This window comes from Salipiger marinus, assembly GCF_035481585.1.
Taxonomy (GTDB): domain Bacteria; phylum Pseudomonadota; class Alphaproteobacteria; order Rhodobacterales; family Rhodobacteraceae; genus Salipiger; species Salipiger marinus.
Genome location: NZ_JAYKSL010000001.1, coordinates 219890 through 244839, shown reverse-complemented (window position 1 = coordinate 244839; position 24950 = coordinate 219890). Strand labels below are relative to the sequence as shown.

At 67.7% G+C, this 24950-nt stretch carries 28 protein-coding genes; 13 read left to right on the top strand and 15 right to left on the bottom strand.

The window, feature by feature from the left end; translation table 11 throughout:
• The first annotated feature begins 112 nt into the window (after positions 1-112).
• From VK682_RS01305 to VK682_RS01285, 5 genes are all read left to right on the top strand, one after another.
• Positions 113-409 (top strand): Cys/Met metabolism pyridoxal-phosphate-dependent enzyme, encoded by a 297-nt coding sequence (locus tag VK682_RS01305; RefSeq protein ID WP_089842516.1) that lies wholly within the window; start codon positions 113-115, stop codon positions 407-409.
• The gene (locus VK682_RS01300) at positions 406-1086 is read left to right on the top strand and encodes a response regulator transcription factor (RefSeq protein ID WP_089842513.1); all 681 of its coding nucleotides are present in this window, start codon (positions 406-408) and stop codon (positions 1084-1086) included. Before VK682_RS01305 ends, VK682_RS01300 begins: the two co-directional genes overlap by 4 nt.
• The gene (locus VK682_RS01295) at positions 1083-2378 is read left to right on the top strand and encodes a sensor histidine kinase (RefSeq protein ID WP_324781331.1); all 1296 of its coding nucleotides are present in this window, start codon (positions 1083-1085) and stop codon (positions 2376-2378) included. The genes VK682_RS01300 and VK682_RS01295 overlap by 4 nt, the downstream gene beginning before the upstream one ends.
• A gap of 104 nt (positions 2379-2482) precedes the next feature.
• The gene (locus VK682_RS01290) at positions 2483-3679 is read left to right on the top strand and encodes a GTP-binding protein (protein ID WP_324781330.1); all 1197 of its coding nucleotides are present in this window, start codon (positions 2483-2485) and stop codon (positions 3677-3679) included.
• Positions 3679-3939, top strand: coding sequence for a DUF6525 family protein (locus VK682_RS01285; protein WP_230794724.1), 261 nt, complete (start codon positions 3679-3681; stop codon positions 3937-3939). The genes VK682_RS01290 and VK682_RS01285 overlap by 1 nt, the downstream gene beginning before the upstream one ends.
• Before the next feature lie 6 nt (positions 3940-3945).
• On the opposite strand, the gene VK682_RS01280 is transcribed toward VK682_RS01285, so the two are convergent.
• Positions 3946-5115, bottom strand: coding sequence for an ROK family transcriptional regulator (locus tag VK682_RS01280; protein ID WP_324781329.1), 1170 nt, complete (start codon positions 5113-5115; stop codon positions 3946-3948).
• A 166-nt stretch (positions 5116-5281) separates the two neighbouring features.
• On the opposite strand from VK682_RS01280, the gene VK682_RS01275 reads away from it, so the two are divergent.
• The 4 genes from VK682_RS01275 to VK682_RS01260 all read left to right on the top strand — a co-directional run bounded on the left by VK682_RS01275 (position 5282) and on the right by VK682_RS01260 (position 8745).
• Entirely contained in the window at positions 5282-6295 is a 1014-nt protein-coding gene (locus VK682_RS01275) for a sugar ABC transporter substrate-binding protein (RefSeq protein WP_089842496.1), read from the top strand.
• A gap of 110 nt (positions 6296-6405) precedes the next feature.
• Positions 6406-7476: an ABC transporter permease gene (locus VK682_RS01270; RefSeq protein ID WP_089842492.1), complete on the top strand. Its 1071-nt coding sequence runs from the start codon at positions 6406-6408 to the stop codon at positions 7474-7476.
• Positions 7473-8252, top strand: coding sequence for an ATP-binding cassette domain-containing protein (locus tag VK682_RS01265; RefSeq protein WP_230794722.1), 780 nt, complete (start codon positions 7473-7475; stop codon positions 8250-8252). Before VK682_RS01270 ends, VK682_RS01265 begins: the two co-directional genes overlap by 4 nt.
• Before the next feature lie 145 nt (positions 8253-8397).
• Complete coding sequence (locus tag VK682_RS01260; RefSeq protein ID WP_230794721.1) at positions 8398-8745, top strand: H-type lectin domain-containing protein; 348 nt, start codon at positions 8398-8400, stop codon at positions 8743-8745.
• A 37-nt stretch (positions 8746-8782) separates the two neighbouring features.
• Here VK682_RS01260 and VK682_RS01255 read toward each other — a convergent pair whose 3' ends face one another.
• Positions 8783-9793, bottom strand: coding sequence for a ribose-phosphate pyrophosphokinase (locus tag VK682_RS01255; protein ID WP_230794720.1), 1011 nt, complete (start codon positions 9791-9793; stop codon positions 8783-8785).
• A 104-nt stretch (positions 9794-9897) separates the two neighbouring features.
• On the opposite strand from VK682_RS01255, the gene VK682_RS01250 reads away from it, so the two are divergent.
• Positions 9898-10497 carry a 2-hydroxychromene-2-carboxylate isomerase gene (locus VK682_RS01250; protein WP_324781328.1) on the top strand — a complete coding sequence of 200 codons (600 nt, stop codon included), beginning with the start codon at positions 9898-9900 and terminating at the stop codon, positions 10495-10497.
• On the opposite strand, the gene plsY is transcribed toward VK682_RS01250, so the two are convergent.
• The 7 genes from plsY to VK682_RS01215 form a co-directional block, all read right to left on the bottom strand.
• Entirely contained in the window at positions 10494-11105 is a 612-nt protein-coding gene (gene plsY, locus VK682_RS01245) for a glycerol-3-phosphate 1-O-acyltransferase PlsY (RefSeq protein ID WP_089842476.1), read from the bottom strand. The two genes, VK682_RS01250 and plsY, sit on opposite strands and share 4 nt — an antisense overlap.
• Before the next feature lies 1 nt (position 11106).
• Entirely contained in the window at positions 11107-12396 is a 1290-nt protein-coding gene (pyrC, locus tag VK682_RS01240; RefSeq protein ID WP_230794718.1) for a dihydroorotase, read from the bottom strand.
• A gap of 40 nt (positions 12397-12436) precedes the next feature.
• On the bottom strand, positions 12437-12976 hold the full coding sequence (locus tag VK682_RS01235) for an aspartate carbamoyltransferase catalytic subunit (RefSeq protein ID WP_089842469.1): 540 nt from the start codon (positions 12974-12976) through the stop codon (positions 12437-12439).
• On the bottom strand, positions 12973-13923 hold the full coding sequence (locus VK682_RS01230) for an aspartate carbamoyltransferase catalytic subunit (protein WP_089842466.1): 951 nt from the start codon (positions 13921-13923) through the stop codon (positions 12973-12975). Before VK682_RS01230 ends, VK682_RS01235 begins: the two co-directional genes overlap by 4 nt.
• A 118-nt stretch (positions 13924-14041) precedes the next feature.
• Positions 14042-15010: an MBL fold metallo-hydrolase gene (locus VK682_RS01225; RefSeq protein ID WP_324781327.1), complete on the bottom strand. Its 969-nt coding sequence runs from the start codon at positions 15008-15010 to the stop codon at positions 14042-14044.
• A 72-nt stretch (positions 15011-15082) separates the two neighbouring features.
• The gene (gene rsmD / locus VK682_RS01220) at positions 15083-15640 is read right to left on the bottom strand and encodes a 16S rRNA (guanine(966)-N(2))-methyltransferase RsmD (RefSeq protein ID WP_324781326.1); all 558 of its coding nucleotides are present in this window, start codon (positions 15638-15640) and stop codon (positions 15083-15085) included.
• Positions 15637-16848 (bottom strand): NAD(P)/FAD-dependent oxidoreductase, encoded by a 1212-nt coding sequence (locus VK682_RS01215; RefSeq protein ID WP_324781325.1) that lies wholly within the window; start codon positions 16846-16848, stop codon positions 15637-15639. Before VK682_RS01215 ends, rsmD begins: the two co-directional genes overlap by 4 nt.
• A gap of 82 nt (positions 16849-16930) precedes the next feature.
• On the opposite strand from VK682_RS01215, the gene VK682_RS01210 reads away from it, so the two are divergent.
• Positions 16931-17419 (top strand): peroxiredoxin, encoded by a 489-nt coding sequence (locus VK682_RS01210; RefSeq protein ID WP_089842454.1) that lies wholly within the window; start codon positions 16931-16933, stop codon positions 17417-17419.
• Positions 17420-17455: 36 nt separating this feature from the next.
• On the opposite strand, the gene VK682_RS01205 is transcribed toward VK682_RS01210, so the two are convergent.
• The 6 genes from VK682_RS01205 to VK682_RS01180 all read right to left on the bottom strand — a co-directional run bounded on the left by VK682_RS01205 (position 17456) and on the right by VK682_RS01180 (position 23369).
• Positions 17456-17746, bottom strand: coding sequence for a 4a-hydroxytetrahydrobiopterin dehydratase (locus tag VK682_RS01205; protein ID WP_089842450.1), 291 nt, complete (start codon positions 17744-17746; stop codon positions 17456-17458).
• Positions 17743-18933 carry a GNAT family N-acetyltransferase gene (locus VK682_RS01200; protein WP_230795117.1) on the bottom strand — a complete coding sequence of 397 codons (1191 nt, stop codon included), beginning with the start codon at positions 18931-18933 and terminating at the stop codon, positions 17743-17745. Before VK682_RS01200 ends, VK682_RS01205 begins: the two co-directional genes overlap by 4 nt.
• 70 nt (positions 18934-19003) lie before the next feature.
• Positions 19004-19759: a glycerophosphodiester phosphodiesterase family protein gene (locus tag VK682_RS01195; protein WP_380714734.1), complete on the bottom strand. Its 756-nt coding sequence runs from the start codon at positions 19757-19759 to the stop codon at positions 19004-19006.
• On the bottom strand, positions 19759-20220 hold the full coding sequence (locus VK682_RS01190; RefSeq protein WP_230794715.1) for a RidA family protein: 462 nt from the start codon (positions 20218-20220) through the stop codon (positions 19759-19761). The genes VK682_RS01195 and VK682_RS01190 overlap by 1 nt, the downstream gene beginning before the upstream one ends.
• A 108-nt stretch (positions 20221-20328) precedes the next feature.
• A complete protein-coding gene (locus VK682_RS01185; protein WP_089842438.1) occupies positions 20329-21639 on the bottom strand; it encodes an HlyD family type I secretion periplasmic adaptor subunit in 1311 nt (436 codons plus the stop codon).
• The gene (locus VK682_RS01180; protein ID WP_089842433.1) at positions 21639-23369 is read right to left on the bottom strand and encodes a type I secretion system permease/ATPase; all 1731 of its coding nucleotides are present in this window, start codon (positions 23367-23369) and stop codon (positions 21639-21641) included. Before VK682_RS01180 ends, VK682_RS01185 begins: the two co-directional genes overlap by 1 nt.
• A 191-nt stretch (positions 23370-23560) precedes the next feature.
• On the opposite strand from VK682_RS01180, the gene VK682_RS01175 reads away from it, so the two are divergent.
• Together VK682_RS01175 and VK682_RS01170 are read left to right on the top strand one after the other, a co-directional pair.
• Entirely contained in the window at positions 23561-24322 is a 762-nt protein-coding gene (locus VK682_RS01175; protein WP_230794714.1) for an MlaA family lipoprotein, read from the top strand.
• Complete coding sequence (locus VK682_RS01170) at positions 24322-24921, top strand: MlaC/ttg2D family ABC transporter substrate-binding protein (RefSeq protein ID WP_089842426.1); 600 nt, start codon at positions 24322-24324, stop codon at positions 24919-24921. Before VK682_RS01175 ends, VK682_RS01170 begins: the two co-directional genes overlap by 1 nt.
• The last annotated feature ends 29 nt before the right edge of the window (positions 24922-24950 follow it).

Below are 24950 nucleotides of genomic sequence, written 5' to 3'. Positions count from 1 at the left end.
TCCTTGATACGATTCGTGCTGTTGATGCGCCCTTTCTGACACGGCCCCCCCGAACCCATCCGAAACGGTCCCGTTTGGGGTCTGTTGAGCTTTTTTGCGCTAGAGTGCTCCGATGCGACACCTTCTTCTGATCTGTCTCTGCGGGTTGCCCGCGCTGGCGCTGGCCGATCCGCCGCGCCACGCGCAGCCCATCGGACCCGAGGCGGCGCTGGCCTGCGCTGCGCAACGCTACCGGGGGGAGGCGCTGGCGCTGCGCGACCGCGACCACGGGCTGGTGCAGGAACTGCGCTGGCGCACGCCTGCGGGCAACGTGCTGCGCATCCACCTGACCGGACCCGGCTGCCGCTTCCTGGAGGTCGAGGGCGTGGGACAGGCCGAAGCGCGCATCCTGCCCGGCGAACGCCCATGAGAGTGCTGGTTGTGGAGGATGACCGCGATCTGGCCGCACAGATCGCCAGCGCGCTGGAGGCTGCGGGCTACACGCCGGAACTTGCCCATGACGGCGAGGAGGGCGAGTTTCTGGGCTCCACCGAAACCTGTGCCGCTGCCGTGCTGGATCTGGGCCTGCCGAAACTCGACGGGATCGAGGTGCTGCGGCGCTGGCGCGGCGCGGGCTTGGGCTTTCCGGTGCTGATCCTGACCGCGCGCGACGAATGGGCCGACAAGGTGGCGGGGTTCCGGGCCGGGGCCGATGACTATGTGCTGAAACCCTTCCGGATGGAGGAGGTGGTGCTGCGCATCACCACGCTGATCCGCCGCGCCGCAGGCCATGCCACCGCCGAACTGACCGCAGGCGCGCTGGGTTTCGACACCGCCACGGGGCTGGCCTCGCTCGACGGGATGCCGCTGAAGCTTACCGCGTTCGAGGCGCGGCTGCTGCGGTTTCTGATGCTGCACAAGGGCCGGGTCATCAGCCGCACGGAGCTGTCCGAACATATGTATGACCGCGACTCGGACCGCGATTTCCGCTCGCTGGAGGTGGTGATCGGACGCCTGCGCAAGAAGGTGGGCGACGGACGTATCGAAACCCGGCGCGGCGAGGGCTACCGGCTGCTGCCCGCCGATCCGGTGGCACCTGCCGGATGACTCCCCGGTCGATCCGGGGGCGACTGCTGCTCTGGACCGGGGCGCTGACGCTGGTGGCGCTGGCCGCCGCCTATCTGACCCTGTCGGCGCTGCTTGAGGGCTTCGTGACCCGCAGGCTGGCGGCGGAGCTTGCGGCGGATGCGCGCGGGATCATGGCCTTTGCCGAATGGGACGCGGCGGGACAGTTCACCGTGGCCGCCCCCCCGCCCGATGCCCGGTTCGAGACGCCGCTGTCGGGCTGGTACTGGCAGGTGACCGACGGGACCGAGGTGCTGGCCCGCGCGCCGGGGCTGGTCACCGGCGATCTGGGGACGGGCGGCATGGCAGCGACCGGCCCCGATGGCGCGGCGCTGATGACCCATCTTGACCGCTTCACCGCCCCCGGCGACAGCCGCGACCTGACCGTGACCGTCACCCTGCCCGAAGCCGACCGGCAGGCCGAACTGGCCGCCATCCGCCGCCCGCTGGGTGCCTCGCTTGCCGTGCTGGGGGCGCTGCTGCTGCTGGCGCAGGGGCTGGCGGTGCGGCTGGGGCTGACCGATCTGGCGCGCTTTGCCGCCGGGGTGGCCGAGGTGCGGGCGGGCCGCCGTGCCCACCTGCCGCCGCCGCGCGCCGTGGAACTGCAGCCGCTGGCGGCGGAACTGGACCGGCTGCTGGTGGTCAATGCCGAGGCCGTGGCACGGGCCCGCGCCCATGCCGGGGATCTGGCCCATGCGCTGAAGACGCCGCTGGCGGTGCTGGCCAACCGCGCCACGCCTGCGGACCGCGCCCTGCTCGACCGCATGGACCGCACGCTGCGCTGGCATCTCAAACGCGCCCGCGCGGTGGGGGCGGGGCAGGCGGCGCATGTGGCCACGCCGGTGGCCCCGGTGCTGGAGGATCTGGTGCAGGTGCTGCGCCCCGAGGCGCTGCGCCGCGACATCGCCCTGCGGCTGGAGGTGGAGGGCGCCCCGGAGTTTCGCGGCGATGCCGAGGATCTGGCCGAAATGCTGGGCAATCTGGCCGAAAACGCGGTGAAATGGGCGGCGCTGACGGTGCGGATGTGCGCCTTTGCCGAGGCGGGCGCGCTGGTGTTCGAGGTCTGCGACGACGGCCCCGGCATCCCGGCAGAGGACCGGCAGCGCCTGCTGGCGCGCGGCGCGCGGCTGGACGAGGGGGCGCCGGGTCACGGGCTGGGGCTGGCCATCGTGGCGGATCGCGTGGCGCTGTACGGCGGCACCCTGACGCTGGAAGAAGCGCCCGAAGGCGGGCTCTGCGCGCGGCTGCGGCTGCCTGCGGCGGAAGCGCGCTAGGCCCCCGGTTTTGCGGTTTGCGAATCGTTACGTTATAACGTAACTACATGGGCGCCGGACAACCCCGGCCCTGATCCGCCACATCCGCCACAGGAGCCTGCCCGATGCAGACCGATCCCCGCCTTCCCGTCACCGTGCTCTCCGGCTTTCTGGGCGCCGGCAAGACCACGCTGCTCAACCGTCTTCTGAACAACCGCGACGGGCGGCGCGTGGCGGTCATCGTCAACGACATGTCGGAGGTCAACATCGACGCCGATCTGGTGCGCGCGGAAACCGATCTGAGCCGGACCGAGGAAACGCTGGTGGAAATGTCCAATGGCTGCATCTGCTGCACCCTGCGCGACGATCTGCTGACCGAGGTGCGCCGACTGGCCGAGGCGGGCCGTTTTGACACGCTGCTGATCGAATCCACCGGCATTTCCGAACCGCTGCCGGTCGCCGCCACCTTTGAATTCCGCGACGCAGAGGGGCAGAGCCTGTCGGATGTGGCGCGGCTCGACACCATGGTGACGGTGGTGGATGCGGTGAACCTGCTGCGCGATTTCTCGGGGCATGACCTGCTGCGCGACCGGGGCGAGACGATGGGAGCGGGCGATGACCGCACGCTGGTGCATCTGCTGACCGACCAGATCGAATTCGCCGATGTCCTTGTGCTCAACAAGGTCAGCGATGCCGGACCGGAGCGGACCGAGGCGGCACGGCTGATCCTGCGCAGTCTCAATGCCGATGCCCGCATCCTCGAGACGGACCGCGCCGATGTGCCGGTGGCGGCGGTGCTGGACACCGGGCTTTTCGATTTCGACAGGGCGCACAGCCATCCGATGTGGGCCAAGGAACTGTATGGCTTTGCCGATCACGTGCCCGAAACCGAGGATTATGGCGTCACCTCGCATGTCTTCCGCGCGCGCAGGCCGTTTGACCCGCAAAAGGTCCATGATCTGTTGAACGGACCGCTGCCGGGGGTGATCCGGGCCAAGGGGCATTTCTGGATCGCCACCCGCCCCGACTGGGTGGCGGAGTTTTCGCTGGCGGGGGCGCTGTCCAGCGTCGCCCCGCTGGGCACATGGTGGGCCGCCGTGCCGCGCGACCGCTGGCCCGGCCATGACGGCGCCCGTGACTATCTGGCCCGCCACTGGCAGGAGCCATGGGGCGACCGGCGGCAGGAACTGGTGTTCATCGGCAGCGGCATCAACTGGCCGGACCTGTCCGCCGCGCTGGACGCCGCCCTCTGCGCCGAGGTGACGCCGGGCGGCGCCGATCCCTTCCCGGTCTGGCGCCGGGCAGAGGTGGCGGCGGCGTGATGCGGGGCGGCAATCTGGGGCAGGTGGCCCTGCCGCGCCGCCGCCGGGCCGAGGATCCGATGCGCGCCTTTGACAGCCTGCCGCCGGTGCTGCGCCGCTGGCTGAGCGAAGCGGCGCTGCCGTGGTCGCCCGCCTCCTGCCGCCGGATCTGGCAGGCGGCGCGGGCGCGCGGCGAAAGCCCGGAGGCGGCGCTGGCCCGCCTGCAGCGCGCCGAGGCGCAGGCGCTGGCCCGCATCGGGGCGGAGCCGCGCAGCCCCTGAAAACGGTCACTGAAAGAAATACTGCGCCCAGATCGGGGCGCAGGCCGCCCCCAGCGCCCGGGCATTGCCGCCGACCTGCGCGGCTTCGGGGCGGGGCGGCAGCAGGCCCCGCGTGTCGAGCCGCGAAAGTTCGGCGCGTGTGGCATCGACCAGCCGGTGCCGCACGTCGGCGGGAAAGGCGCCGTCGATCAGGATCGCCTCGAAATCCATCACCGATCCGATGCTGCGCGTGGCATTGGCCAGCGCCCGGCCCGTGGTGGCGATCCACCCGCTCAGTTCCGGTTCGAACCCGTGCCAGACCTGCGGCATCTGCCACAGCGCCGTGGTGTCGCGCCCGGTCCCGGTCAGGGCCGATTCCAGCAGATAAAGCGAGGCAGCATCCAGCAGCGGCACCTCGCCCCCCGGCTGGCAGACCCGCAGCGAGCCGAAGGCACCCGCGTTCTTTTTGCCGCCCACCACCACGCTGGAGTTCAGCACGACGCCGCCGCCGATGAAGGATCCAATGAAGAAATAGGCGTAATCCACATATTCCCGGCCCCGGCCAAACACATGTTCGGCGCGGCAGGCGGCGGTGGCGTCGTTTTCGGTAAAAAGCGGCAGCGGGCTGATCCGCGCCACCTCCTGCGCCACGTCGATCTCGCGCCAGACGGTGAAATCCTCCGGCGCGCCCAGCACCTCGGTCCATGCCCAGATCTCGGAGGGTGCGGCGATGCCGATGCCGCAGAGCCGGTCCCGCTGGCCCGGATCAAGATCGCGGGCCAGATCGGCCATGCCATCGGCCAGATAGCCGAACACCTCGCCCGGCATGGGATAGCGGAAGGTGGTCTGGCTGGCGCCCAGCACTTCGCCTGCGAGGTTCATCACCACCAGATCCGCCGAGCGCCGCCCGATCTTCAGCCCGAAGGACAGCGCGCCATCGGGGTTCAGCGTCATCGGCACCGAAGGTTTGCCCACCCGCCCGCGTTTCGGCGCACGGCGCAGCACGAACTGCTCGGCCTCCAGCTTGCGCAGGATGTTGGACACGGTCTGTGCCGACAGTCCGGTCAGCTTGGCGATGTCGCTGCCCGGCATCTCGCCATGGCGCTGGATCACCGACAGGATCAGTCGTTCGTTATGGGCCCGCACGCCGGACTGGTTCGCACCGTCGCTCAGCTTGCGGATCTCTCCTGCATCCATCTCTCCGGTCCTCCCTGAGCCGGACCCTACGGCGGTGGGTTAATAAATCAAGTGGATTTATTTATTGACCGAAGCCGGGAATCAGGCCTATCTAGGCAGCGATCCGTTGGAGGACGGAGAGAGGGTAGCGCGGCCCGGCCCGCTGCCCGACCATCGGGAGGATACCATGAAGAAACTGCTTTCCATCAGTGCAATTGCGCTTGCCGCCACCGCAGGCGCCGCCGCCGCGCAGGACGTGTCGGCCTGCATCATCACCAAGACGGACACCAACCCGTTCTTCGTGAAGATGCGCGAAGGCGCCGAAGCCAAGGCCAAGGAGCTGGGCATCACGCTGAACAGCTATGCCGGCAAGGTCGATGGCGACAACGAAACGCAGGTGGCCGCGATTGAAACCTGCATCGCCAACGGCGCCAAGGGCATCCTGATCACCGCGTCCAGCACCTCGGCCATCGTGCCGGTCGTGCAGCAGGCGCGCGACGCGGGCATTCTTGTCATCGCGCTGGACACGCCGCTTGATCCCATCGACGCCGCCGACATGACCTTTGCCACCGACAACTTCCTTGCCGGGGAGCTGATCGGCAAATGGACGCTGGCCAAGCTGGGCGATGCCGCGGCGGATGCCAAGATCGCCATGCTGGATCTGGATGTCAGCCAGCCCACCGTGGGCGTGCTGCGCGATCAGGGCTTCCTGCAGGGCTTCGGCATCGATCTGGGCGATCCCAACCGCTGGGGCGATGAGACCGATCCGCGCGTGGTGGGCCATGACGTGACCCAGGGCAACGAAGAAGGTGGCCGCAAGGCGATGGAGAACCTTCTGGCCAGCGATCCGATGATCAACGTGGTCTACACCATCAACGAACCCGCCGCTGCGGGCGCCTATGAGGCGCTGAAGGCGATCGGGCGCGAAAATGACGTGCTGATCGTGTCGGTGGATGGCGGCTGCCCGGGTGTGCAGAACGTGGCCGATGGCGTGATCGGCGCCACCTCGCAGCAGTATCCGCTGCTGATGGCCTCCAAGGGCATCGAGGCGATCGCCGCCTTCGCCAAGGACGGCACCAAGCCCGAAGCGACCGAGGGCAAGAACTTCTTCGACACCGGCGTGACGCTGGTGACCGACGAGCCGGTGGACGGCGTGGAGTCGATTTCGGTCGAAGAAGGCCAGAAACTCTGCTGGGGGTGATCCCCGCTCTGGCCCGCCCCTGCCGGGGCGGGCCGTTCTGGCAATCCTGAACAGACGGACCGCATGTGCCCTGCGTTCAGGGCGCATGCCCGATAGGGGGGAGGCGCCACATGGCCAGCTCTGACAGATACGAAGACGTTGTGCGCACGCGCAACGCCGAAAAATTTGCCGAATTCGACCGGGGCAAGAAGAGCGTCTGGTCCCGCTTCCACGACGCGCTGCACAGCACGCCCGCGCTGGTGCCGCTGATCGTGCTGCTGGCGGCCTGCATCATCTTCGGCCTTGTGCTGGGGTCGAAATTCTTTTCGCCCTTCGCGCTGACGCTGATCCTGCAGCAGGTGCAGATCGTGGGGGTGCTGGCCGCCGCGCAGGCGCTGATCATCCTGACCGCAGGCATCGACCTGTCGGTGGGGGCCATCGCGGTGCTGTGTTCGGTCATCATGGGGCAGGTCAGCTTTCGCTATGGCGTGCCCGCCGGTCTGGCCGTGCCCATCGGCCTTGCCTGCGGCACCGCCATCGGGGCGGCCAATGGCTGGCTGGTCAGCCGCCTGCGTCTGCCGCCCTTCATCGTGACGCTGGGCATGTGGCAGATCGTGCTGGCGGTGAATTACCTCTATTCCGCGAACGAGACCATCCGCGCTCAGGACATCGAGACCAGCGCGCCCTTCCTGCAGTTCCTTGGCACCAAGTTCACCCTTGGCGGGGCGGTGTTCACGCTGGGTGTGGTGCTGATGCTGCTGGTGGTGCTGGTGCTGGCCTATGTGCTGCGGTCGACCGCATGGGGCCGCCATGTCTATGCCGTGGGCGACGATCCCGAAGCCGCGCAGCTGGCCGGGGTTGACCGCCACAAGACGCTGATGTCGGTCTATATGGTCGTGGGTTTCATCTGCGGGCTGGCGGGCTGGGTGATGATCGGGCGCTTCGGCTCCGTCTCTCCCTCGGCCACCACCGGCGTCATCGGCAACATTCAGGCCATCACCGCCGTGGTGATCGGGGGCATCTCGCTCTTTGGCGGGCGCGGGTCGATCGTGGGGGCGTTTTTCGGCGCGCTGATCGTGGGCGTGTTCGAACTGGGCCTGCGCATGGCCGGGGCGGACCCGCAATGGACCTATCTGCTGATCGGTGTGCTGATCATCGCCGCCGTGACCGTGGACCAGTGGATCAGAAAGGTGACGGCATGACGACTCCGGTTCTTGAAGCCCGCGGGCTGGTCAAGCGCTACGGCAAGGTGACTGCGCTTGATCATTGCGATTTCGACCTGCGTCCGGGCGAAATTCTGGCCGTGATCGGGGACAATGGCGCGGGCAAGTCGACGCTGATCAAGGCACTGTCCGGCGCGGTGATCCCGGATGGCGGCGAAATCCTGCTGGATGGCAAGCCCGTCGCCTTCACCTCGCCCAACGATGCCCGGGCGCAGGGCATCGAGACGGTGTATCAGACGCTGGCCATGTCGCCCGCGCTGTCCATCGCCGACAACATGTTCATGGGCCGCGAACTGCGGATGCCCGGCGTGATGGGCAAGCTGTTCCGCAAGCTTGACCGCAAGCGGATGGAGGATTTTTCCCGCGAAAAGCTGGCCGAACTGGGGCTGATGACCATCCAGAACATCAACCAGACGGTGGAAACCCTGTCCGGGGGCCAGCGTCAGGGGGTGGCGGTGGCGCGGGCGGCGGCCTTCGGGTCGCGCGTGGTGATCCTTGACGAACCCACCGCAGCACTGGGGGTCAAGGAAAGCCGCCGCGTGCTGGAACTGATCCAGTCGGTGCGGTCGCGGGGCATCCCGATCATCCTGATCTCGCACAACATGCCGCATGTGTTCGAGGTGGCGGACCGCATCCACATTCACCGGCTGGGCAAGCGGCTCTGTGTCATTGACCCCAAGGCGCACAGCATGTCCGATGCCGTGGCCTACATGACCGGCGCCGCCGTGCCGGAGGGTCATCTGGAACCGGCCTGAGCCTTGTCCCCCCGGCAGGCGCAGGACGGGCCGTCGCGGTGATGCCGCGGCGGTTTTCTCTTGCGGGGCGCGCGGATTCGGCGGTTTCCTTTTGCGCGGGCTTTGCCGAAGATGCCGCGCGACGCGACACGGGGGGAGAGGCCGCATGCGCAGGATAAGGGCCAGCGTGATCGGCATCGATCAGGGCACCGAGGATCTGTTTTCCGATTTTGCAACCGGCGGCGACATGTGGACCGGATCCGGGCCAAGGGAACGGCGCAAGCCCGTCACCTTTTCCGAACCCTACCGCCAGCCGCCGGTGGTGCAGGTGGCGGTCTCGCTCTGGGATGTGGATCACGGCGCCAATCTGCGTGCCGATCTGCTGGCGGAGAATGTCACCGAACAGGGCTTTGATCTGGTCTTTCGCACATGGTCGGACACGCGCGTGGCGCGGGCGCGGATGACATGGCTCGCCATCGGAGAGATCGGCAGCGACGACGACTGGCAGGTCTAGGGGCAGGCGGGGCGCCGCGCGCCCCCCCGGCGCAGGATCAGAGAATGCCTTCGTAGATCGGGCCCAGCACATCCGCCTCGAACAGCGACGACACCGAGGTGCCGTTCCAGATGTTCAGGATCGCCTGCGCAAAGATCGGCGCGGTGGGCAGCACCCGGATATTGGCCGCGGTCGCCACATCCTCGGTGGCGGCGATGCTGTCGGTGATGACCAGCGATTTCATCACCGAATTCCTCACCCGCTCCACCGCCGGGCCGGACAGCACGCCATGGGTGATATAGGCGTGCACCTCGGTCGCGCCGTGATCCATCAGCACCTCGGCGGCTTTGCACAGCGTGCCGGCGGTGTCGCAGATGTCATCCACGATGATGCAGCGCTTGCCGGTGACTTCGCCGATCACGGTCATTTCGGCGATCTCGCCAGCCTTTTCGCGGCGCTTGTCGACGATGGCCAGCGGCGCGTTGATGCGCTTGGCCAGTTCGCGGGCGCGGGCCACGCCGCCCACATCGGGCGACACCACCATCACCTCGTCCTCGTGGCCCTTGAACTGCTTGAGGATATCCAGCGCGAAGATCGGCGAGGCGTAAAGGTTGTCCACCGGGATGTCGAAGAAGCCCTGAATCTGCGCGGCGTGCAGATCCATGGTCAGCACCCGTTCGATCCCTGCCTCGTGGATCATGTTCGCCACCAGCTTGGCGGTGATCGGCGTGCGCGCCTTGGTGCGGCGGTCCTGACGGGCATAGCCGAAATAGGGGATCACGGCGGTGATGCGCGAGGCCGAGGACCGGCGCAGCGCATCGGCCATGATGAGCAGTTCCATCAGGTTGTCATTGGCCGGGTTCGAGGTCGGCTGGAGGATGTACATGTCCTCGCCGCGGACGTTTTCGTAAACCTCGACAAAGATCTCCTGATCGTTGAAGCGTTCGACCCGGGCATCGACCAGACCGACCGACATGCCGCGATAAAGCGACATGCGGCGGGCGATGGCCTTGGCCAGAGGACGGTTAGCATTACCCGCGATGAGCTTGGGTTCGATGACGGTGGGCATGGGGGAGGACGCTCCGGCAGTGCGAATGACAGATTCGTGACGTTGCGGTGCCCTTAACACGCGGATAGCGTGGGGCAAAGCTCATGCCGGAAGGATCGAAGACCATGGCACAAATCGACTACTTTTTTGCCACCACCTCGCTCTACACCTATCTGGCGGGGGACCGGCTGGAGCAGATCGCCGCCCGGCACGGCGCCACGGTGACCTACAAGCCGCTGGATGCCATGTCGCTGTTCCCGCGCACCGGCGGGCTGCCCCCCAAGGACCGCCATCCCAGCCGTCAGGCCTACCGGCTGGTCGATCTGGCGCGGCAGGCGAATAAGCTGGGGCTGCCGATCAACGTGAAGCCCGCGCACTGGCCCACCAACCCGGCGCCTTCCGCCTATGCGGTGATCGCGGCGCAGAACGCGGGCGGCGGCGATGTGGGGGCGCTGGTGCAGAACATCCTGCGCGCCTGCTGGGCCGAAGAACGCAACGTGGCCGAGGATGACGTGATCCGCGACTGTCTGGACCGGGCGGGATTCGATCCGGCGCTGGCCGATCGCGGCCTGCTGGCCGGGGCGGAAACCTATGCCGCCAACCTTGAAGAAGCGGTGTCGCGCGGCGTGTTCGGCGCGCCCTTCTACATCACCGCCGACGGCACGCCGTTCTGGGGGCAGGACCGGCTGGAGGATCTGGACCTGCACCTGTCCGGCAAGCTTTAGGTCTTCTTGCCGATCTTCGGCTCCGTGCCCGCACGGAGCCGGTCCAGATTGGCGCGGTGCCGCCAGAAGATCAGCAGCGTCAGCGCAAGGCACAGCGCCGTCATCTCGATCCGGCCAAACAGCAGCATCCACGCGGTGGAGAGCAGCGCCGCCACCAGCGCGCCCACCGAGGAAATGCGCGACAAAGCGGCGGCGGCAAGCCATGTGGCGCAGCTGACCAGCCCCACCGGCCAGTAAAGCGCCAGCATCAGGCCAAGGAAGGTGGCGACGCCCTTGCCGCCGTGAAAGCGCAGCCAGACCGGGAAGCAGTGGCCCAGAAAGGCGGTGAAGCCCGCCAGCTGCGCCGCATCCTCTGCCGCCAGCCAGCGCGCCAGCAGCACCGCCACGGCGCCCTTGGCCCCGTCAAGGATCAGGGTCGCCGCCGCCGCCGCCTTGTTGCCGGTGCGCAGCACGTTGGTGGCGCCGATATTGCCGGATCCGATCTTGCGCAGATCGCCCAGATTCAGCGCCTGCGTCAGCACCACCCCGAACGGGATGGAGCCCAGAAGATAGCCCAGCACGGCCCAGACGGCCAGCATGGGGGCGGAGGTGACGATTTCGGGCAACATCTCAGGCACTCCGGTAAACGGACCGGCCCGCGACAAGGGTCTGCAGAACCTTGCCCTGCAGCCGCGCGCCATCGAACGGGGTGTTCTTGGACTTGGACTGCAGCTTGAACCGGTCGAGGATGAAAGGCTTGTCGGCGTCGAACAGCACCAGATCGGCGGGGGCGCCCGCCGCCAGCCGCCCGCAGGGCAGGCCCAGCCGTTTTGCCGGGTTCAGCGACAGGGCGCGGAACAGCGTCGGCAGATCCAGTTCGCCGGAATGGTAAAGCCGCAGCAGCACCGGCAGCATCGTTTCCAGCCCGACGGCGCCTGCGGCGGCGGCCTCGAAGGGCAGGCGTTTGGATTCCTCGTCCTGCGGGGTGTGGAAGCTGCCGATCACGTCGATCAGCCCGCTGCGCACGGCCTCGATCACCGCCTGCCGGTCGTCTTCGGAGCGCAGCGGCGGCTTGACCTTGAAGAAGGTGCGGTAATCGGCCACGTCCATCTCGTTCAGCGTCAGATGGTGCATGGAGGTGCCCGCCGTCACGTCAAAGCCGTTGCGCTTGGCCCGCTCCAGCGCGGGCAGGGCGCGGGAGGTGGTGATCTGGTCGGCGTGGTAGCGCACGCCGGTCATCTCGACCAGCGCAAGATCCCGGTCGAGCCCCATGCGTTCCGCCATCGGGCTGACCGCAGGCAGGCCGCGCAGCGAGGCGAACTTGCCCGAACTGGCCGAAGCCCCGGCGGACAGGCCCGGATCCTGCGGATGGCACATCACCAGCGCCCCCAGCGACCGGGCATAGGTCAGCGCGCGCGACAGCACCTTGGTGTCGGTGACCACATGATCGCAGTCGGTAAAGCCCACGGCCCCCGCATCCAGCAGGAAGCCCAGCTCGGTCATCTCGCGGCCTTCGCGGCCCTTGGTCAGCGCGGCCATGGGCAGCACCCGCACCGGCGCCACCTCGTTGGCGCGGCGGCGGATGAATTCCAGCACCTCGGGCGTGTCGATGGCGGGGCTGGTGTCGGGGCGGGTGACGATGGTGGTCACCCCGCCCGCCGCAGCGGCCAGCCCGGCGGTCTTGAAGCTTTCCTTGTGGCGCTCGCCCGGCTCGCCGACCTTCACGCCCAGATCCACGATGCCGGGCGCCAGAAAGGCGTTGCGGCAGTCGGTCACCTCGGCGCCGTCGCGCGCCTCGGTCCCGGCGGGATCGGCCAGTACGGCGCGGATCTCCCCGCCCTCCAGCAGCAGCGCGCCGGGGGCGACCGTGCCCGCCTCGGGGTCGATCAGGCGGGCATGGGTCAGCAGGGTTCGGGTCATCGCGGGGCTCCGGACGGTTGGGAGGCAGGGCGGATCATGGTCAGCGCGCCAGAACGACGTAAAGCCCGGCCAGCACTAGCGCTGCCAGACCCGCCAGAACCAGCAGCAGCACCCGGCTGCGCGGCGCGGCGGCACCGGGGGCGCCCGACGTGCTGCCCAAGGCAGAGGCGCTGCGCAGCGCGGGGCCGCGCGGGCGGGCGGCTTCTTCGGCGAAGGTGGCGATCCAGCGCAGCGGGGCGGCGATGGTCAGATCCTGCGCCTCGTGGTCGAAGGCCTGACTGGGCAGGATCACCACATGGCCGGCAAGCGCATCCAGCCGAGGCCGCATCTGCCGCGCCTCCTCGCCCTTCACGGCATGGGCCTGCGCCAGATAGGCAGAGAGCGGCATGTCGCCCAGATCGCGGATCGCCACCACATCGACAAAGGCGGGCCGCAGGTGGCGCGCGCCAAGCGCGTAGCGCAGCGGCCATTCGCCGGTGCCCGCTTCGGTGGTGAACCGCTCCACGGCTTCGGGGGGCAGATCCAGATGGAACACCCGGACCACGCCGGTTTCCGATCCGTTGATCTGCATCCGGGTCATGCCGACAGCTCCGTCGGGCGGGCCCGCAGGTTGCGCGCCAGCAGGTCCATCGCCGCCATGCGCACCGCCACGCCCATTTCCACCTGTTCCTGAATGACCGAGCGGTTGATGTCATCGGCGATGGTGCCGTCGATCTCCACGCCGCGGTTCATCGGGCCGGGATGCATCACGATGGCGTCGGGCTTGGCATGGGCCAGCTTTTCGGCATCCAGCCCCCAGCGGTGATAATATTCGCGCTCGGACGGGATGAAGCCGCCGTCCATCCGTTCCTTCTGCAGGCGCAGCATCATCACCACGTCGACGTCGCGCAGGCCCTCTTCCATGTTGTCATAGACCTCGACCCCGAAGGCGTCGATGCCTGCGGGCATCAGCGTGGCGGGGCCGACCAGACGGATGCGGTTTTCCATCTTGTGCAGCAGCAGCAGGTTGGACCGGGCGACGCGGCTATGGGCGATGTCGCCGCAGATGGCGATGTTGAGCCGGTGCAGCCGTCCCTTGGCGCGGCGGATGGTCAGCGCGTCCAGCAGCGCCTGCGTCGGGTGTTCGTGCCGCCCGTCGCCCGCGTTGATGACGGCGCAATGCACCTTCTGCGCCAGCAGATCCACGGCGCCCGACTGCGGATGCCGCACCACCAGCAGATCGGGGTGCATCGCGTTCAGGGTCAGCGCCGTGTCGATCAGCGTCTCGCCCTTCTTGATGGAGCTGGCCTGCATCGACATGTTCATCACGTCGGCCCCCAGCCGCTTGCCCGCCAGTTCGAAACTGGACTGGGTGCGGGTGGAGTTTTCGAAGAACATGTTGATCTGGGTCAGCCCCGACAGCAGGCTGGAATGTTTCTCCCGCCGCCGCGACAGGGTGACATACTGATCCGCCAGATCGAGAAGCGTGGTGATCTCGTCGGCACGGAGGGGCTCGATGCCCAGAAGGTGGCGCTGGTCGAAACGCATGGACGGGCTCCCGGCAGGTTGCCGCGGTTATAGGAACGGCAGCGCGGCGGGACAAGGGTCTGTGCGGGTGCCCCGGGCGGGCTGTGGCGCAGAGGGCATGCCCCCCTGCGCCCCAAGCTCAGCCCCACTGCCAGAGCGCGGGCACAAAGCTGTAGGCCTCGCCCTCGCGCCGGACATGGCCGACGCCGGGGAAGGGGAAGTGATAGCCCAGCACCGCGATGCGGTCGGTGGCGGCCATGTCGAGGATCCGGCGGCGGGTCGCCACGGTCTGCGCGCCGTCCATGTCGAAGCCGTTGAACCAGTCGGGATGGACAAAATTGGTGTGGATATGCGTCATCACATCCCCCAGCGCGATCAGCTGCTGGCCGCCGGACTCCACCACCACCGACATGTGGCCCGGCGTATGCCCCGGAGAGGCGATGACCCGCACGCCCGGCGCCACCTCCTGCCCGTCGTCCAGCAGCGTCCAGTCGGCGCCCTCGACCTGCAGCGAATTCTGCGCGCCCACCACGAACTGCTGCATTTCTGCGGGCACGGTGGTGGCAAGCCCGTCCTGCATCCAGAACTCATGCTCGGCCCGGCCGATGAAATACTGCGCGTCGGGCAGGATCGCCTCGTCGAAATCGTCGCGGATGCCCCAGACGTGGTCGGGATGGGCATGGGTGATGACCACATGGGTGATGCTGGCGGGATCCACCCCCGCCGCCTCCAGATTGGCCATCAGCCGCCCCGCCGTGTCCAGAAAGCGGTTGCCGGATCCGACATCGACCAGCACCTTCGCCTCGCCCGTCTCGATCAGCAGGTGGTTGGTGTGGGAATAATGCGTCTCGGGCGACTGGAAGTAGCTTTCGAGAAAGGCCTTCACCTCCTCGGGGTCGGCATTGACCCCCAGCCCGCTGGCGGGCAGCACCAGTGCGCCGTCCGAAATCACCGTCAGCTTCGCCTCGCCCAGCGTGAAGGAGAAATGCGCAGGGTTGCCGGTGGCGGGTCCGCCCAGATCGGCGGGGGCGGCCACGGGCAGGCTCAGCGCCGGGGCACTGGCGGCCATGGCGAGCATCTGGCGGCGGTTCGGTCTGAAGATGGTCATGGTATCCTCCCATTCACGGCTTTGAATGAAAGAATACTGCCCCAGCCCCGGATTGCCAGCAAAACCGCCCGGTCAGGGCGCGCGCAGCAGGGTCACCGTGCTGTCGCCATAGCGGCGGCTGTCGAGCAGGGCAAACCCCTCCGGCGCGTCCTGCGGCAGCCGTTCCTCCCAGACGATCAGCGCCTCGGGGGCAAGCCAGCCGCCCGCCTGCGCCGCCGCGAGCGCGCGGGCGCCGAAGCCCTTGTCATAGGGCGGATCCAGAAAGACCAGCGTGGCGGGCTGCGGTGCGGCGGGCAGGCGCAGGGCGGAGGTGCCCAGCACCACGGCCCGGTCGGCGCAGCCCAGCAGGCGGATATTGTCGCGCAGAAGCCGCTGCGCCACCCGGCCATCATCGACAAAGGTGGCATGGTCCGCGCCGCGCGACAGCGCCTCCAGCCCCAGCGCGCCGGTGCCTGCAAACAGATCCAGCACCCGCGCCCCGTCAAACGGCGCGCCAAACCGCCCGCCGCCCAGCATGTTGAACAGGCTTTCGCGCACGCGGTCGGTGGTGGGGCGCAGATGCGCGCCCGGATCGCCCTTGCCCACGGCGCTCAGCGCGCGACCGCGCCAGTCTCCGGCGATGATCCTCACGCGCGCAGCAGCGCCTTGAGGTCGGCGCCCGCATCGCCCACCACCGCCGGATCGGCGCTCTTGCCCGCCTCGATCAGCCGCTTGCCCACCATGAAGGCGCGGGGATCGTTCATCGCGTCCAGCGCGATCAGCTGCCCCGCACGGTAATACCAGTGCGACACCGGGCCATCGCCGCCCGCGCGCACCACCACCTGATCGTAACCGGTGTTGAGCCCGGCGATCTGCAGCTTCACGTCATACTGGTCCGACCAGAACCACGGTTTGGGCACATAAGGGGCTGCGGCCCCCATCAGGTTGTCGGCCACCGCCTCGGCCTGATCGATGGCATTGCCCACGCTTTCCAGCCGCATCTGCCGCCCCTCATGCGGGAATGACGCGCAGTCGCCCGCCGCCCAGACATGCGGGGCGGAGGTGCGGCCCATCTCGTCGGTGCGGATGCCGTTTTCGATGGCAATGCCAGAGGCTTCGGCCAGCGCGGTTTCCGGCAGGATGCCCACGCCCACGATGACGAAATCAACCGGCAGGGTGCTGCCATCGGTCAGATCCGCCGCCGTCACGCGGCCGTCGCTGCCGGTCAGGCGGCCCAGCCCCACGCCTTCGCGCAGATCGACGCCATGCGCGGCATGCAGGGCGCGGAACCAGTCCGAGGTCTGCGGGGCGGCGACGCGCTGCAGGATGCGGTCGGCCATTTCCACCAGCGTCACCTTTAGCCCCAGCTTGGCCGCGACCGCCGCCGCCTCCAGCCCGATATAGCCGCCGCCCACGATCAGCACCCGTGCGCCGGGGGTGAAGCGGGGCCGCATCGCGTCCACATCGGCGATGCCGCGCACCACGCAGACCCCCTCCAGCCTGCCGCCGATGGCCTCGGGCAGGGTGCGGGGCGTGGATCCGGTGCAGAACACCAGATCGTCATAGGCAATCTCGCGCCCTGCCGCGATCACATGGCGCGCGGTGGTGTCCACGGAAACGGCAGGCTCCCCCAGCAGCAGGGTGATGCGCTGGTCGTCGTAAAAGCTGCGCGGGCGCAGGAACAGCCGGTCCTTGTCCATCTCGCCCAGCAGATAGGCCTTGGACAGCGGCGGGCGCTGATAGGGTGGCTCGGCTTCGGCGCCAATCACGGTGATCGCGCCCTCGTGGCCCTTGCCCCGCAGCCGTGCCACCAGAGAGGCCGCTGCCTGCCCCGCCCCGATCACCACGATATCGCCCATGCCTGCCCCCGATAACTTTTGCCAAGATCGCGCGCAGCCTATATCCCCGACGCACGGAAACGCAATTGATGGAGAGACCCGCATGGCCCTAGCCGCAGGTGATACGCTGCCCGATGTTTCGCTGGTGAAACTTGGCGCATCCGGCCCCGAACAGGTGGCGCTTGGCGATCTGGTCAAGGGACGCAAGGTCGTGATCTTTGCCGTGCCCGGCGCCTATACCCCCACCTGTTCCTCGGCGCATGTCCCGAGCTTCATCCGCACCAAGGCCGGGTTTGACGAGAAGGGCGTGGATGAAATCATCTGCCTGTCGGTCAACGATCCCTTCGTGATGAAAGCATGGGGCGAGGCGACCGGCGCCACCGAGGCCGGTCTGACCATGCTGGGCGATCCCGACAGCAGCTTCACCACCGCCATCGGCATGGAGTTCACGGCACCGCCCGCCGGGCTTTACGCCCGGTCCAAGCGCTATGCGATGCTGGTCGAAGACGGCAAGGTGACGCTGGTTCATGCCGAGGAAAGCCCCGGCACCTGCGAGGTGTCCGCAGGCGAATCGCTGCTCGCCGCGATGTAAACGACAGGGCCGGGCATTGCGCCCGGCCCTTTTTCGTCAGAGCGCGTCGAGCTTGCGCGCCAGCTTGGCGTCGAGCGAGCTGAGCCCGCCGACGTCATGGGTGGTCAGCTTGACCTCCACGGTCTTGTAGACATTGCGCCAGTCGGGGTGGTGGTTCCACTTTTCCGCCCAGAAGGCGGCGCGGGTCATCCATGAAAACGCTTCGATGAAATCGGCAAATTCATAGGTCTTGCAGATGGCATCTTCGCCCTCGCACAGCGTCCAGCCGGTGGCATAAAGCGGCGCAAGCATGGTGTCGCGCCCGGTGTCGGACAGTTTTTCGGTCATTCCGTTTCCTCGCGGTCGGTCGTCTTGCGGAAGGGGCCGTAGGCGGTCAGGATTTCCACCTCTTCGTTGACGGCCCGCAGCTCTGCTTCAAGATAGTGTGCCACGGCGCGGGAAAAGCCCTTGTCGGGAAACCAGTGCAGCGAATGGGTCTCGCTGGGCAGGTATCCGCGCGCCAGCTTGTGTTCGCCCTGCGCCCCCGCCTCGACACGGGCCAGACCGTGCTGGATGGCGTAATCGATGGCCTGATAATAGCAGGCTTCGAAATGCAGGCACGGGTGATCTTCGGTGCAGCCCCAGTAGCGGCCATAAAGCGTGTCGCGCCCGATGAAGTTCAGCGCCCCCGCCACCAGCCGTCCGTCGCGTTCGCACATGACCAGCGCCACGTCGTTGCGCATGGTGCGGTGCACCTCGTCGAAAAACGCCCGGGTCAGATAGGGGCGACCCCATTTGCGGCTGCCGGTGTCCTGATAGAACCGCCAGAACGCCTCCCAGTGGCGCGGTTCGATCGCGTCGCCGGTCAGCATGTGGATGCTGCCGCCAAAGGCCTGTGCGCGCTGGCGTTCCTTGCGGATCGCCTTGCGCTTGCGCGAGGACAGCGCCGCAAGGAAGGCGTCAGAATCCGCATAGCCGTCGTTGAACCAATGAAACTGCTGGGTGACGCGGCGCAGCAGCCCCATGCTTTCCCCGGCTATCGCCTCGGCCTCGGTGCAGAAGGTCGCGTGCAGGGATGACAGCCCGTTTTCCGCCGTCAGCTGCACCGCCGCCTGCACCAGCGCCGACATGCCCTCGGCCTCGAATCCGGGGCGGGTCAGGAAGCGGCGCCCGGTGGCCGGGGTGAAGGGGGCGGCGATCTGCAGCTTTGGATAATAGCTGCCGCCCGCCTGATCGTAGGCCTGCGCGAAGCTGTGGTCGAAGATGTATTCGCCCTGACTGTGGCCCTTGGCATAAAGCGGGCAGACCGCGATCACCTGCCCGTCCTTTTCCGCCACCATCGGATGCGGTTCCCAGCCGGTGCCCGGCCCGACCGATCCCGACACTTCCAGCGCGCGCAGGAACCGCCATGTGGTGAAGGGGCTGAAGGGCGCGCCGCCCTCCGCCGTCTCGGGGCAGGCGCAGGCGTCCCAGTCGGCTTCGGCGATCTGGTCCAGCCCGTGCAGCACGGTTACGGAAATGCTGTCCTGTTCCATTGGCTTGGTCATCTGTCCTGTCCCCTGCGGGCGAGTATCTGGACCGTTGCCCCCGGGGTTCAAGCCACACTCACGCGAGGTATCCCTCGAAGGTGATGTTGCGGGCAATCTGTCGCGCCTCTGCCTCGGCTTCGGGGCTGCGGATGGTCCAGCACAGCACCTCTGCCCCGGCCTCTGCCAGTTCGGCCACGCGGGGCCGCGCCAGATCGCGCCAGTGATGGCTGATGAACGAGGCGCCGGTGCGGTCGTAATCGGGGATCTCGCGCAGTTCGGCGCGGCGGCTGGCAGAGAGCGTCGGCCAGCCCTCGGCCTCATAGCCATCCGTGGTCAGCCCGCGCGGCAGGTCGGGCGCCAGATCGGCCAGCGCCGCCACCGAATGCGGGTTGAAGGACATCAGCGCGACCGGCCCCCGGTATCCCGCCAGATCGGCGACGGCGGCACGTTCCAGCGTGCCGACATTGGCGCCCATGCCGCCATCCTGATCCTTGACCTCGATCAGCAGCGGCACGCGGCCCGCCACCAGATCCAGCACCTCGGCCAGCGTGGGGATGCCTTCGTCGCTGTCGCGCAGGCGCAGCGCCGCCAGATCCGCCGCCCGCCGCTGGCGCAGCGGGCCGCTGGCCCCGGTCAGCCGGTCCAGCAGATCGTCGTGGAACACCATGGCGCAGCCATCCGAAGACAGCTGCAGATCCATCTCGATCCCGTAGCCTGCCGCGATGGCGGCGGTGATGGCGGCGCGGGAATTTTCGGGCCGCCCCAAGGCGCGGTCATGCAGGGCACGGTGCGCGATGGGGCGGTCCAGAAAGGCCGGGGGCAGGGCGGGCATCAGCTCAGCTCGAAAATGCCTTCGATCTCGACCGCGACACCCAGAGGCAGCGACGCGGCAGAGACGGCGGAACGGGCATGGCGTCCGGCATCGCCCAGCAGGGCCACCATCAGATCCGAGGCGCCGTTAACGACCTTGGGCTGCTCGGTGAACTCGGGCGTGGAGTTGACGAAGCCGGTCAGCTTCACCACCCGCTTCAGCTTGGACAGATCGCCGCCACAGGCCGCGCGCACTTGCGCCAGCAGCGACAGCGCGCAGCGTTCGGCGGCCTTGGCCCCTGCGGCGGTGTCCAGATCGGCGCCCAGCTTGCCAAGGATCAGGCCGTTCTCGTCCTGACAGATCTGGCCCGAGACATAAAGCATCGCGCCGCTCTGCACGAAGGGCACGTAATTGGCGGCAGGGGCGGGGGCGTCGGGCAGGCTCAGCCCCAGATCGGCAAGGCGGGTGTCGAAATCGGTCATGGTCGTCTCCTTGGCAAGCATTGCCGCGACGCTAGACCCGCCCGCCGCCAAAGGAAAGGGGCCGCAGCCCGGACGGGCGCGGCCCCTGCCATGCAGCCCGGCACGGGCTCAGGTTTCGCGGAAGGCCTTGGTGAAGTAATCGGTGAAGGGCTTCACCAGATAGGCCAGCGGCGTGCGGTCGGCGGTGCGCAGGAACGCCTCCACCGGCATGCCGGGCACCAGCACCGATCCTTCGGGCAGGCGGTCGATCTCGCCTTCGCTCAGCATGATCTCGGCGCGGTAATAGCTGGCCGAGCTCTGCTCGTCGGTGAAGGCATCCGCCGAGATCAGCGTGACCGTGCCGAACAGTTCCGGCGTCTCGCGCTGGTCCAGCGCGGCAAAGCGCAGCGTCACCTGCTGGGACATGTGCACCTCGTCGATATGGATCGGCGGCACCTGCACGGTGATGACCAGCGGACGGTCCTGCGGCACCAGAAACAGCACCGGATCGGCGGGGCGGATGACCGAGCGCGGCGCAAACACCGTCAGCCCGTAGATCACGCCCGACACGGGGGCGGTGATGTCCAGCCGCTTGAGCTGTTCGATCAGCGACAGCCGCTGTTCGGCCAGTTCGCGTTCGCGATACTGCATGTCGCGCAGCTGGGTGATCGCCTCTTCGCGGCGGGTGGTCTCGAGCTTCAGGATCTCGATGTCGATCTCGGTCATGCGGCCTTCGGCCTGCGCCTTCTGCGCGGTCATGTCGCCCACCGAACCCGACAGCCGCGCCTCTTCGCGCTGCAGCGCCAGCACCCGGCTGGCCTGCGCCAGCCCGCGATCCAGCAATGACTGCTGGTCGGCCAGTTCGCGTTCGATCAGCGACAGCTGGCTGGCAAGCGCGGTCTGCTGCGCGGCGATGCCATCCACCTGATTGCCGATCTGGTCGCGGCGTTTGGCCAGCTGTTCGATCTCGCGCGCCACGGTGTCGCGGCGGGCGAAGAACAGGTTGCGCTGGCCCTCGACCAGTTCCGCGACCTCCGGGTCCAGATCGGCCTGCGCCAGCACGATCTCGTCAAAGCTGATCTCGTCCTTGCCGTCGCGTTCCGCCTGCAGCCTGCCGCGCCGTGCCACCAGTTCGAAATACTGCCCCTCGATGATGGTCAGTTCCGACAGCAGCAGCGTGGGATCAAGCCGGATCATGGTCTGGCCCGCTTCGACGGTATCGCCTTCGTCCACAAGGATTTCCGCCACCACGCCGCCATCGGGATGCTGCACAACCTGCCGGTTGCGCTCTACCTGGATCTGGCCGCTGGCGACGATGGCGCCAGAGATGTTGGTGGTGGCGGCCCATGTGCCGAAGCCGCCGACCAGCAGCACCAGCGCCGCAAGGCCGATGATCAGGGGACCACGGGTCGGAAACCGCTTATCCGCTTCGCTGGACATCAGCGCACTCCTCCGGGTCCGGCATGTTTGGTGATCTGGTCGTGGTTGGCCACGCGCGAGCGCAGCACCTCGTCCTTGGGGCCAAAGGCGGCGCGGGCGCCCTGATCCAGCATCAGCAGCGTGTCGCATTCGCGGATGGCAGAGGGGCGGTGCGCCATGATGATGACCGACTTGCCCTCTTCTTTCATCCGCTTGATGGCAAGGTTCACCGCCTCCGAACCTTCGTTGTCGAGGTTGGAATTGGGCTCGTCCAGCACAAGGATCACCGGGTCGCCATACATGGCGCGGGCCAGACCGATGCGCTGCATCTGCCCGCCGGACAGCCGCCCGCCATTGGCGGTGACGCGGGTGTCATAGCCGCCGGGCAGCTTCAGGATCATCTCGTGCGCGTCGGCTTTGCGCGCCGCCTCGACGATGCGGGCGGGGTCGGGATTGGGGGACAGGCGGGCGATGTTCTCGGCGATGGTGCCATCGAACAGCGTGACCCGCTGCGGCAGATAGCCGATATGGTCGCCCAGCGTTTCGCCATACTGGTCCAGCGTGGCGCCATCCAGCCGGATGCGCCCGCCCGCAGGCCGCCAGACCCCGGTGATGGCGCGGGCCAGCGTGGATTTGCCCGCTCCGGAGGAGCCGATGACGCCGATTGCCTGACCGGGCAGCACGTCAAAGGACACCAGCCGCAGCGAGGCCTGCTGTTCCCCCGGCGGCACCACGGTCAGCTGCTGCACCTCCAGCTTGGCGCGGGGGCGGGGCAGCGGGGTGCGCGCCGGTTCGGGCGGCATTTCCCCCAGAAGCTGCACCAGATTGTCCCAGCCCTTGCGGGCGCGGGTGACCAGCGGCCACTGCCCGATGGCGGTTTCCACCGGGGCCAGCGCGCGGCCCATCAGGATCGACCCCGCGATCATCGCGCCGGGGGTCAGCTGCCCCTCCAGCACCAGATAGGCGCCAAGGCCCAGCATGGCGGATTGCAGGAACAGCCGGAACGTCTTGGTCGAGGTGGTGAAGGTGCCCACCAGATCGCTGGTGGTGATCTGCCCCTCCAGCGAGTCGCTGCGGGCCTTTTCCCAGCGTTTGAAGGCGGCGGTGCGCATCCCCATGGCCTGCACCGTTTCCGCATCCTGCCGGATCTGGTCCGAGGTCTGTTCGGCCACCAGCATCTGCCGGTTGGATTTCAGCGTCGGGTTGCGGGTCATCACCTGGTTCAGCACCGTGACCACGATCAGCACCAGCCCGCCCGCGATGGCGAGATAGCCCAGCCACGGGTGGAAGACAAAAATCCCCGCGATGAAAAGCGGGGTCCACGGAATGTCGAAGATGGCCATCAGCACCGGCGAGGACATCAGCCGCTGCACCGATTCCAGATCCTTGAGCCCGGAGGAGGACAGCTCGTCAGGCTTCACCGCCGCGCGCCGCATCACGGCATCGAACACGCGCAGATCCAGCGCGGACTGGAAGCGGGCGGCAACGCGGCCCATGATCCGGCCCCGCGCATAGTCGAGAAGCCCCATCATGCCGTACAGAAACACCACCAGCACCGACAGCGCGATCAGCGTCGCCTCAGAGCGGGAGCCGAGCACGCGGTCATAGACCTGCAGCATGTAAAGCGGTCCGGTCAGCATCAGCATGTTGACGAAGAAACTGAAAATGCCGACGGTCCAGTAATAGGGGCGGCTTTGCCTGCGGGCGGCGGCCAGTTCGTCGCGGCCGGCGGTCTGGGATCTGTTCTGCATGAGCGTGGGTCCGCTCTCCATGTCTTTTTTCAATGTCCCGACGGGGGCTCCGCAGGGATGTTCGGTCGCGATGGCCTGTCGCTCTTGCGACACGGATCAAGGCCAATACCCGCCGGTGGCTTGGGCCTCGGGCCGTTTCGAATTATGAGGGCCTTGTACAGCATGATCGGATTTTTCCAATGCGAATTCCTATGGCGGTATACCTGACCCGGGCCCGTGCGGGCGTCGCTCTGGCGGGGCTGCTGGTCGCGCTGGCGGGCTGTTCGGTGCCCGGCCCCGGAGAGGCCCCCGACGGCATCCATGACCCGCAGGAGGCCACCAACCGCCGCATCCATGCCTTCAACAAATCGCTGACCGGCGGGGCCGGGCAGGGCGGTGGCGTGATCGCCGCCATTCCGCAGCCGGTGAAGGCGGGGGTGACCAATTTTGCCGACACCGCGTCGCTGCCGCAGACCGTGGCCAACCAGATCCTGCAGGGCCGTCTGCTGCGCGCCTCGCGCAACACGCTGCGGTTCACGGTAAACGCCACGCTGGGGTTGGCGGGGCTGTTCGACGTGGCAAGCCCGCTGGGCCTGCCCGAAGACGAAAGCGATTTTGGCGAAACGCTGTATGTCTGGGGTCTGCCCGAAGGCGCCTATATGGAACTGCCGGTGCTGGGGCCGTCCACCGAACGTGATGCGGTGGGGCGGTTCGTCGATCTTTTCACCGATCCGCTCTATTATCTGCTACCCAGCCCCGACCGTTACTACGGCAGCGGCGCGCGCGTGGCGGCAAAGGTCATCAAGCTGGATGATTATGGCGACCAGATCGACGCGCTGATGAATGACAGCGCCGACAGCTACGCGCAGCTGCGGCTGATCTGGCTGCAGAACCGGCGCTTTGAACTGGGCGATGACCGCGCGGGGGGCGAGGACTATATCGACCCCGAGGCGCTTGATACGGAGGGATTCTGATGACGCATCATTTCACCCGGCGCCAGCTTCTGGGCTCTGCCCTGTCGCTGGCCCTGATCGCGGCCCTGCCCGGCGCGGCGCTGTCCGCCACCGAGGCCGAGGCGCGCGGCCTTGTCGACCGGCTGGTGGCCGACATCAACGCCGTGATCACCGCCGGGAAATCTGAAGCGGCGATGATCGCGGATTTCGAGCGGATCTTCATCACCTATGCCGACATGCCCTATATCGCCGCCTATGCGCTGGGGGCAGACGGGCGCCGCGCCAGCCCCGCGCAGAAAAAGGCGTTCTCCGCCGCTTTCCAAGGCTATGTGGCGCGCAAATACGGCAAGCAGTTCCGCAAGTTCATCGGAGGCCGGATCGAGGTCAACGGCGCCTCGAAGGTCAAGAACGCCTATCAGGTGTCCACCACCGCCTATCTGCGCGGGCAGTCGCCGTTCGAGGTGACGTTCTTCGTGGGGGAAAAATCGGGCAGGTTTTACAACATGTATATCGAAGGCGTGAACATGCTGCTGACCGAACGGACCGAAATCGGCGCCATGCTGGACCGCCGCCGCGGCGATCTGGACGCGATGATCCGGGATCTGGCGCAGGCGGGCTGAGCCCGCGAGGCGGATCCCTCAAATGCAAA

Coding starts and splice junctions, on each gene's coding strand:
- VK682_RS01305 (WP_089842516.1), top strand. CDS start 113: ATGCGACACCTTCTTCTGATCTGTCTCTGCGGGTTGCCCGCGCTGGCG.
- VK682_RS01300 (WP_089842513.1), top strand. CDS start 406: ATGAGAGTGCTGGTTGTGGAGGATGACCGCGATCTGGCCGCACAGATC.
- VK682_RS01295 (WP_324781331.1), top strand. CDS start 1,083: ATGACTCCCCGGTCGATCCGGGGGCGACTGCTGCTCTGGACCGGGGCG.
- VK682_RS01290 (WP_324781330.1), top strand. CDS start 2,483: ATGCAGACCGATCCCCGCCTTCCCGTCACCGTGCTCTCCGGCTTTCTG.
- VK682_RS01285 (WP_230794724.1), top strand. CDS start 3,679: ATGCGGGGCGGCAATCTGGGGCAGGTGGCCCTGCCGCGCCGCCGCCGG.
- VK682_RS01280 (WP_324781329.1), bottom strand. CDS start 5,115: ATGGATGCAGGAGAGATCCGCAAGCTGAGCGACGGTGCGAACCAGTCC.
- VK682_RS01275 (WP_089842496.1), top strand. CDS start 5,282: ATGAAGAAACTGCTTTCCATCAGTGCAATTGCGCTTGCCGCCACCGCA.
- VK682_RS01270 (WP_089842492.1), top strand. CDS start 6,406: ATGGCCAGCTCTGACAGATACGAAGACGTTGTGCGCACGCGCAACGCC.
- VK682_RS01265 (WP_230794722.1), top strand. CDS start 7,473: ATGACGACTCCGGTTCTTGAAGCCCGCGGGCTGGTCAAGCGCTACGGC.
- VK682_RS01260 (WP_230794721.1), top strand. CDS start 8,398: ATGCGCAGGATAAGGGCCAGCGTGATCGGCATCGATCAGGGCACCGAG.
- VK682_RS01255 (WP_230794720.1), bottom strand. CDS start 9,793: ATGCCCACCGTCATCGAACCCAAGCTCATCGCGGGTAATGCTAACCGT.
- VK682_RS01250 (WP_324781328.1), top strand. CDS start 9,898: ATGGCACAAATCGACTACTTTTTTGCCACCACCTCGCTCTACACCTAT.
- plsY (WP_089842476.1), bottom strand. CDS start 11,105: ATGTTGCCCGAAATCGTCACCTCCGCCCCCATGCTGGCCGTCTGGGCC.
- pyrC (WP_230794718.1), bottom strand. CDS start 12,396: ATGACCCGAACCCTGCTGACCCATGCCCGCCTGATCGACCCCGAGGCG.
- VK682_RS01235 (WP_089842469.1), bottom strand. CDS start 12,976: ATGACCCGGATGCAGATCAACGGATCGGAAACCGGCGTGGTCCGGGTG.
- VK682_RS01230 (WP_089842466.1), bottom strand. CDS start 13,923: ATGCGTTTCGACCAGCGCCACCTTCTGGGCATCGAGCCCCTCCGTGCC.
- VK682_RS01225 (WP_324781327.1), bottom strand. CDS start 15,010: ATGACCATCTTCAGACCGAACCGCCGCCAGATGCTCGCCATGGCCGCC.
- VK682_RS01215 (WP_324781325.1), bottom strand. CDS start 16,848: ATGGGCGATATCGTGGTGATCGGGGCGGGGCAGGCAGCGGCCTCTCTG.
- VK682_RS01210 (WP_089842454.1), top strand. CDS start 16,931: ATGGCCCTAGCCGCAGGTGATACGCTGCCCGATGTTTCGCTGGTGAAA.
- VK682_RS01205 (WP_089842450.1), bottom strand. CDS start 17,746: ATGACCGAAAAACTGTCCGACACCGGGCGCGACACCATGCTTGCGCCG.
- VK682_RS01200 (WP_230795117.1), bottom strand. CDS start 18,933: ATGGAACAGGACAGCATTTCCGTAACCGTGCTGCACGGGCTGGACCAG.
- VK682_RS01195 (WP_380714734.1), bottom strand. CDS start 19,759: ATGCCCGCCCTGCCCCCGGCCTTTCTGGACCGCCCCATCGCGCACCGT.
- VK682_RS01190 (WP_230794715.1), bottom strand. CDS start 20,220: ATGACCGATTTCGACACCCGCCTTGCCGATCTGGGGCTGAGCCTGCCC.
- VK682_RS01185 (WP_089842438.1), bottom strand. CDS start 21,639: ATGTCCAGCGAAGCGGATAAGCGGTTTCCGACCCGTGGTCCCCTGATC.
- VK682_RS01180 (WP_089842433.1), bottom strand. CDS start 23,369: ATGCAGAACAGATCCCAGACCGCCGGCCGCGACGAACTGGCCGCCGCC.
- VK682_RS01175 (WP_230794714.1), top strand. CDS start 23,561: ATGGCGGTATACCTGACCCGGGCCCGTGCGGGCGTCGCTCTGGCGGGG.
- VK682_RS01170 (WP_089842426.1), top strand. CDS start 24,322: ATGACGCATCATTTCACCCGGCGCCAGCTTCTGGGCTCTGCCCTGTCG.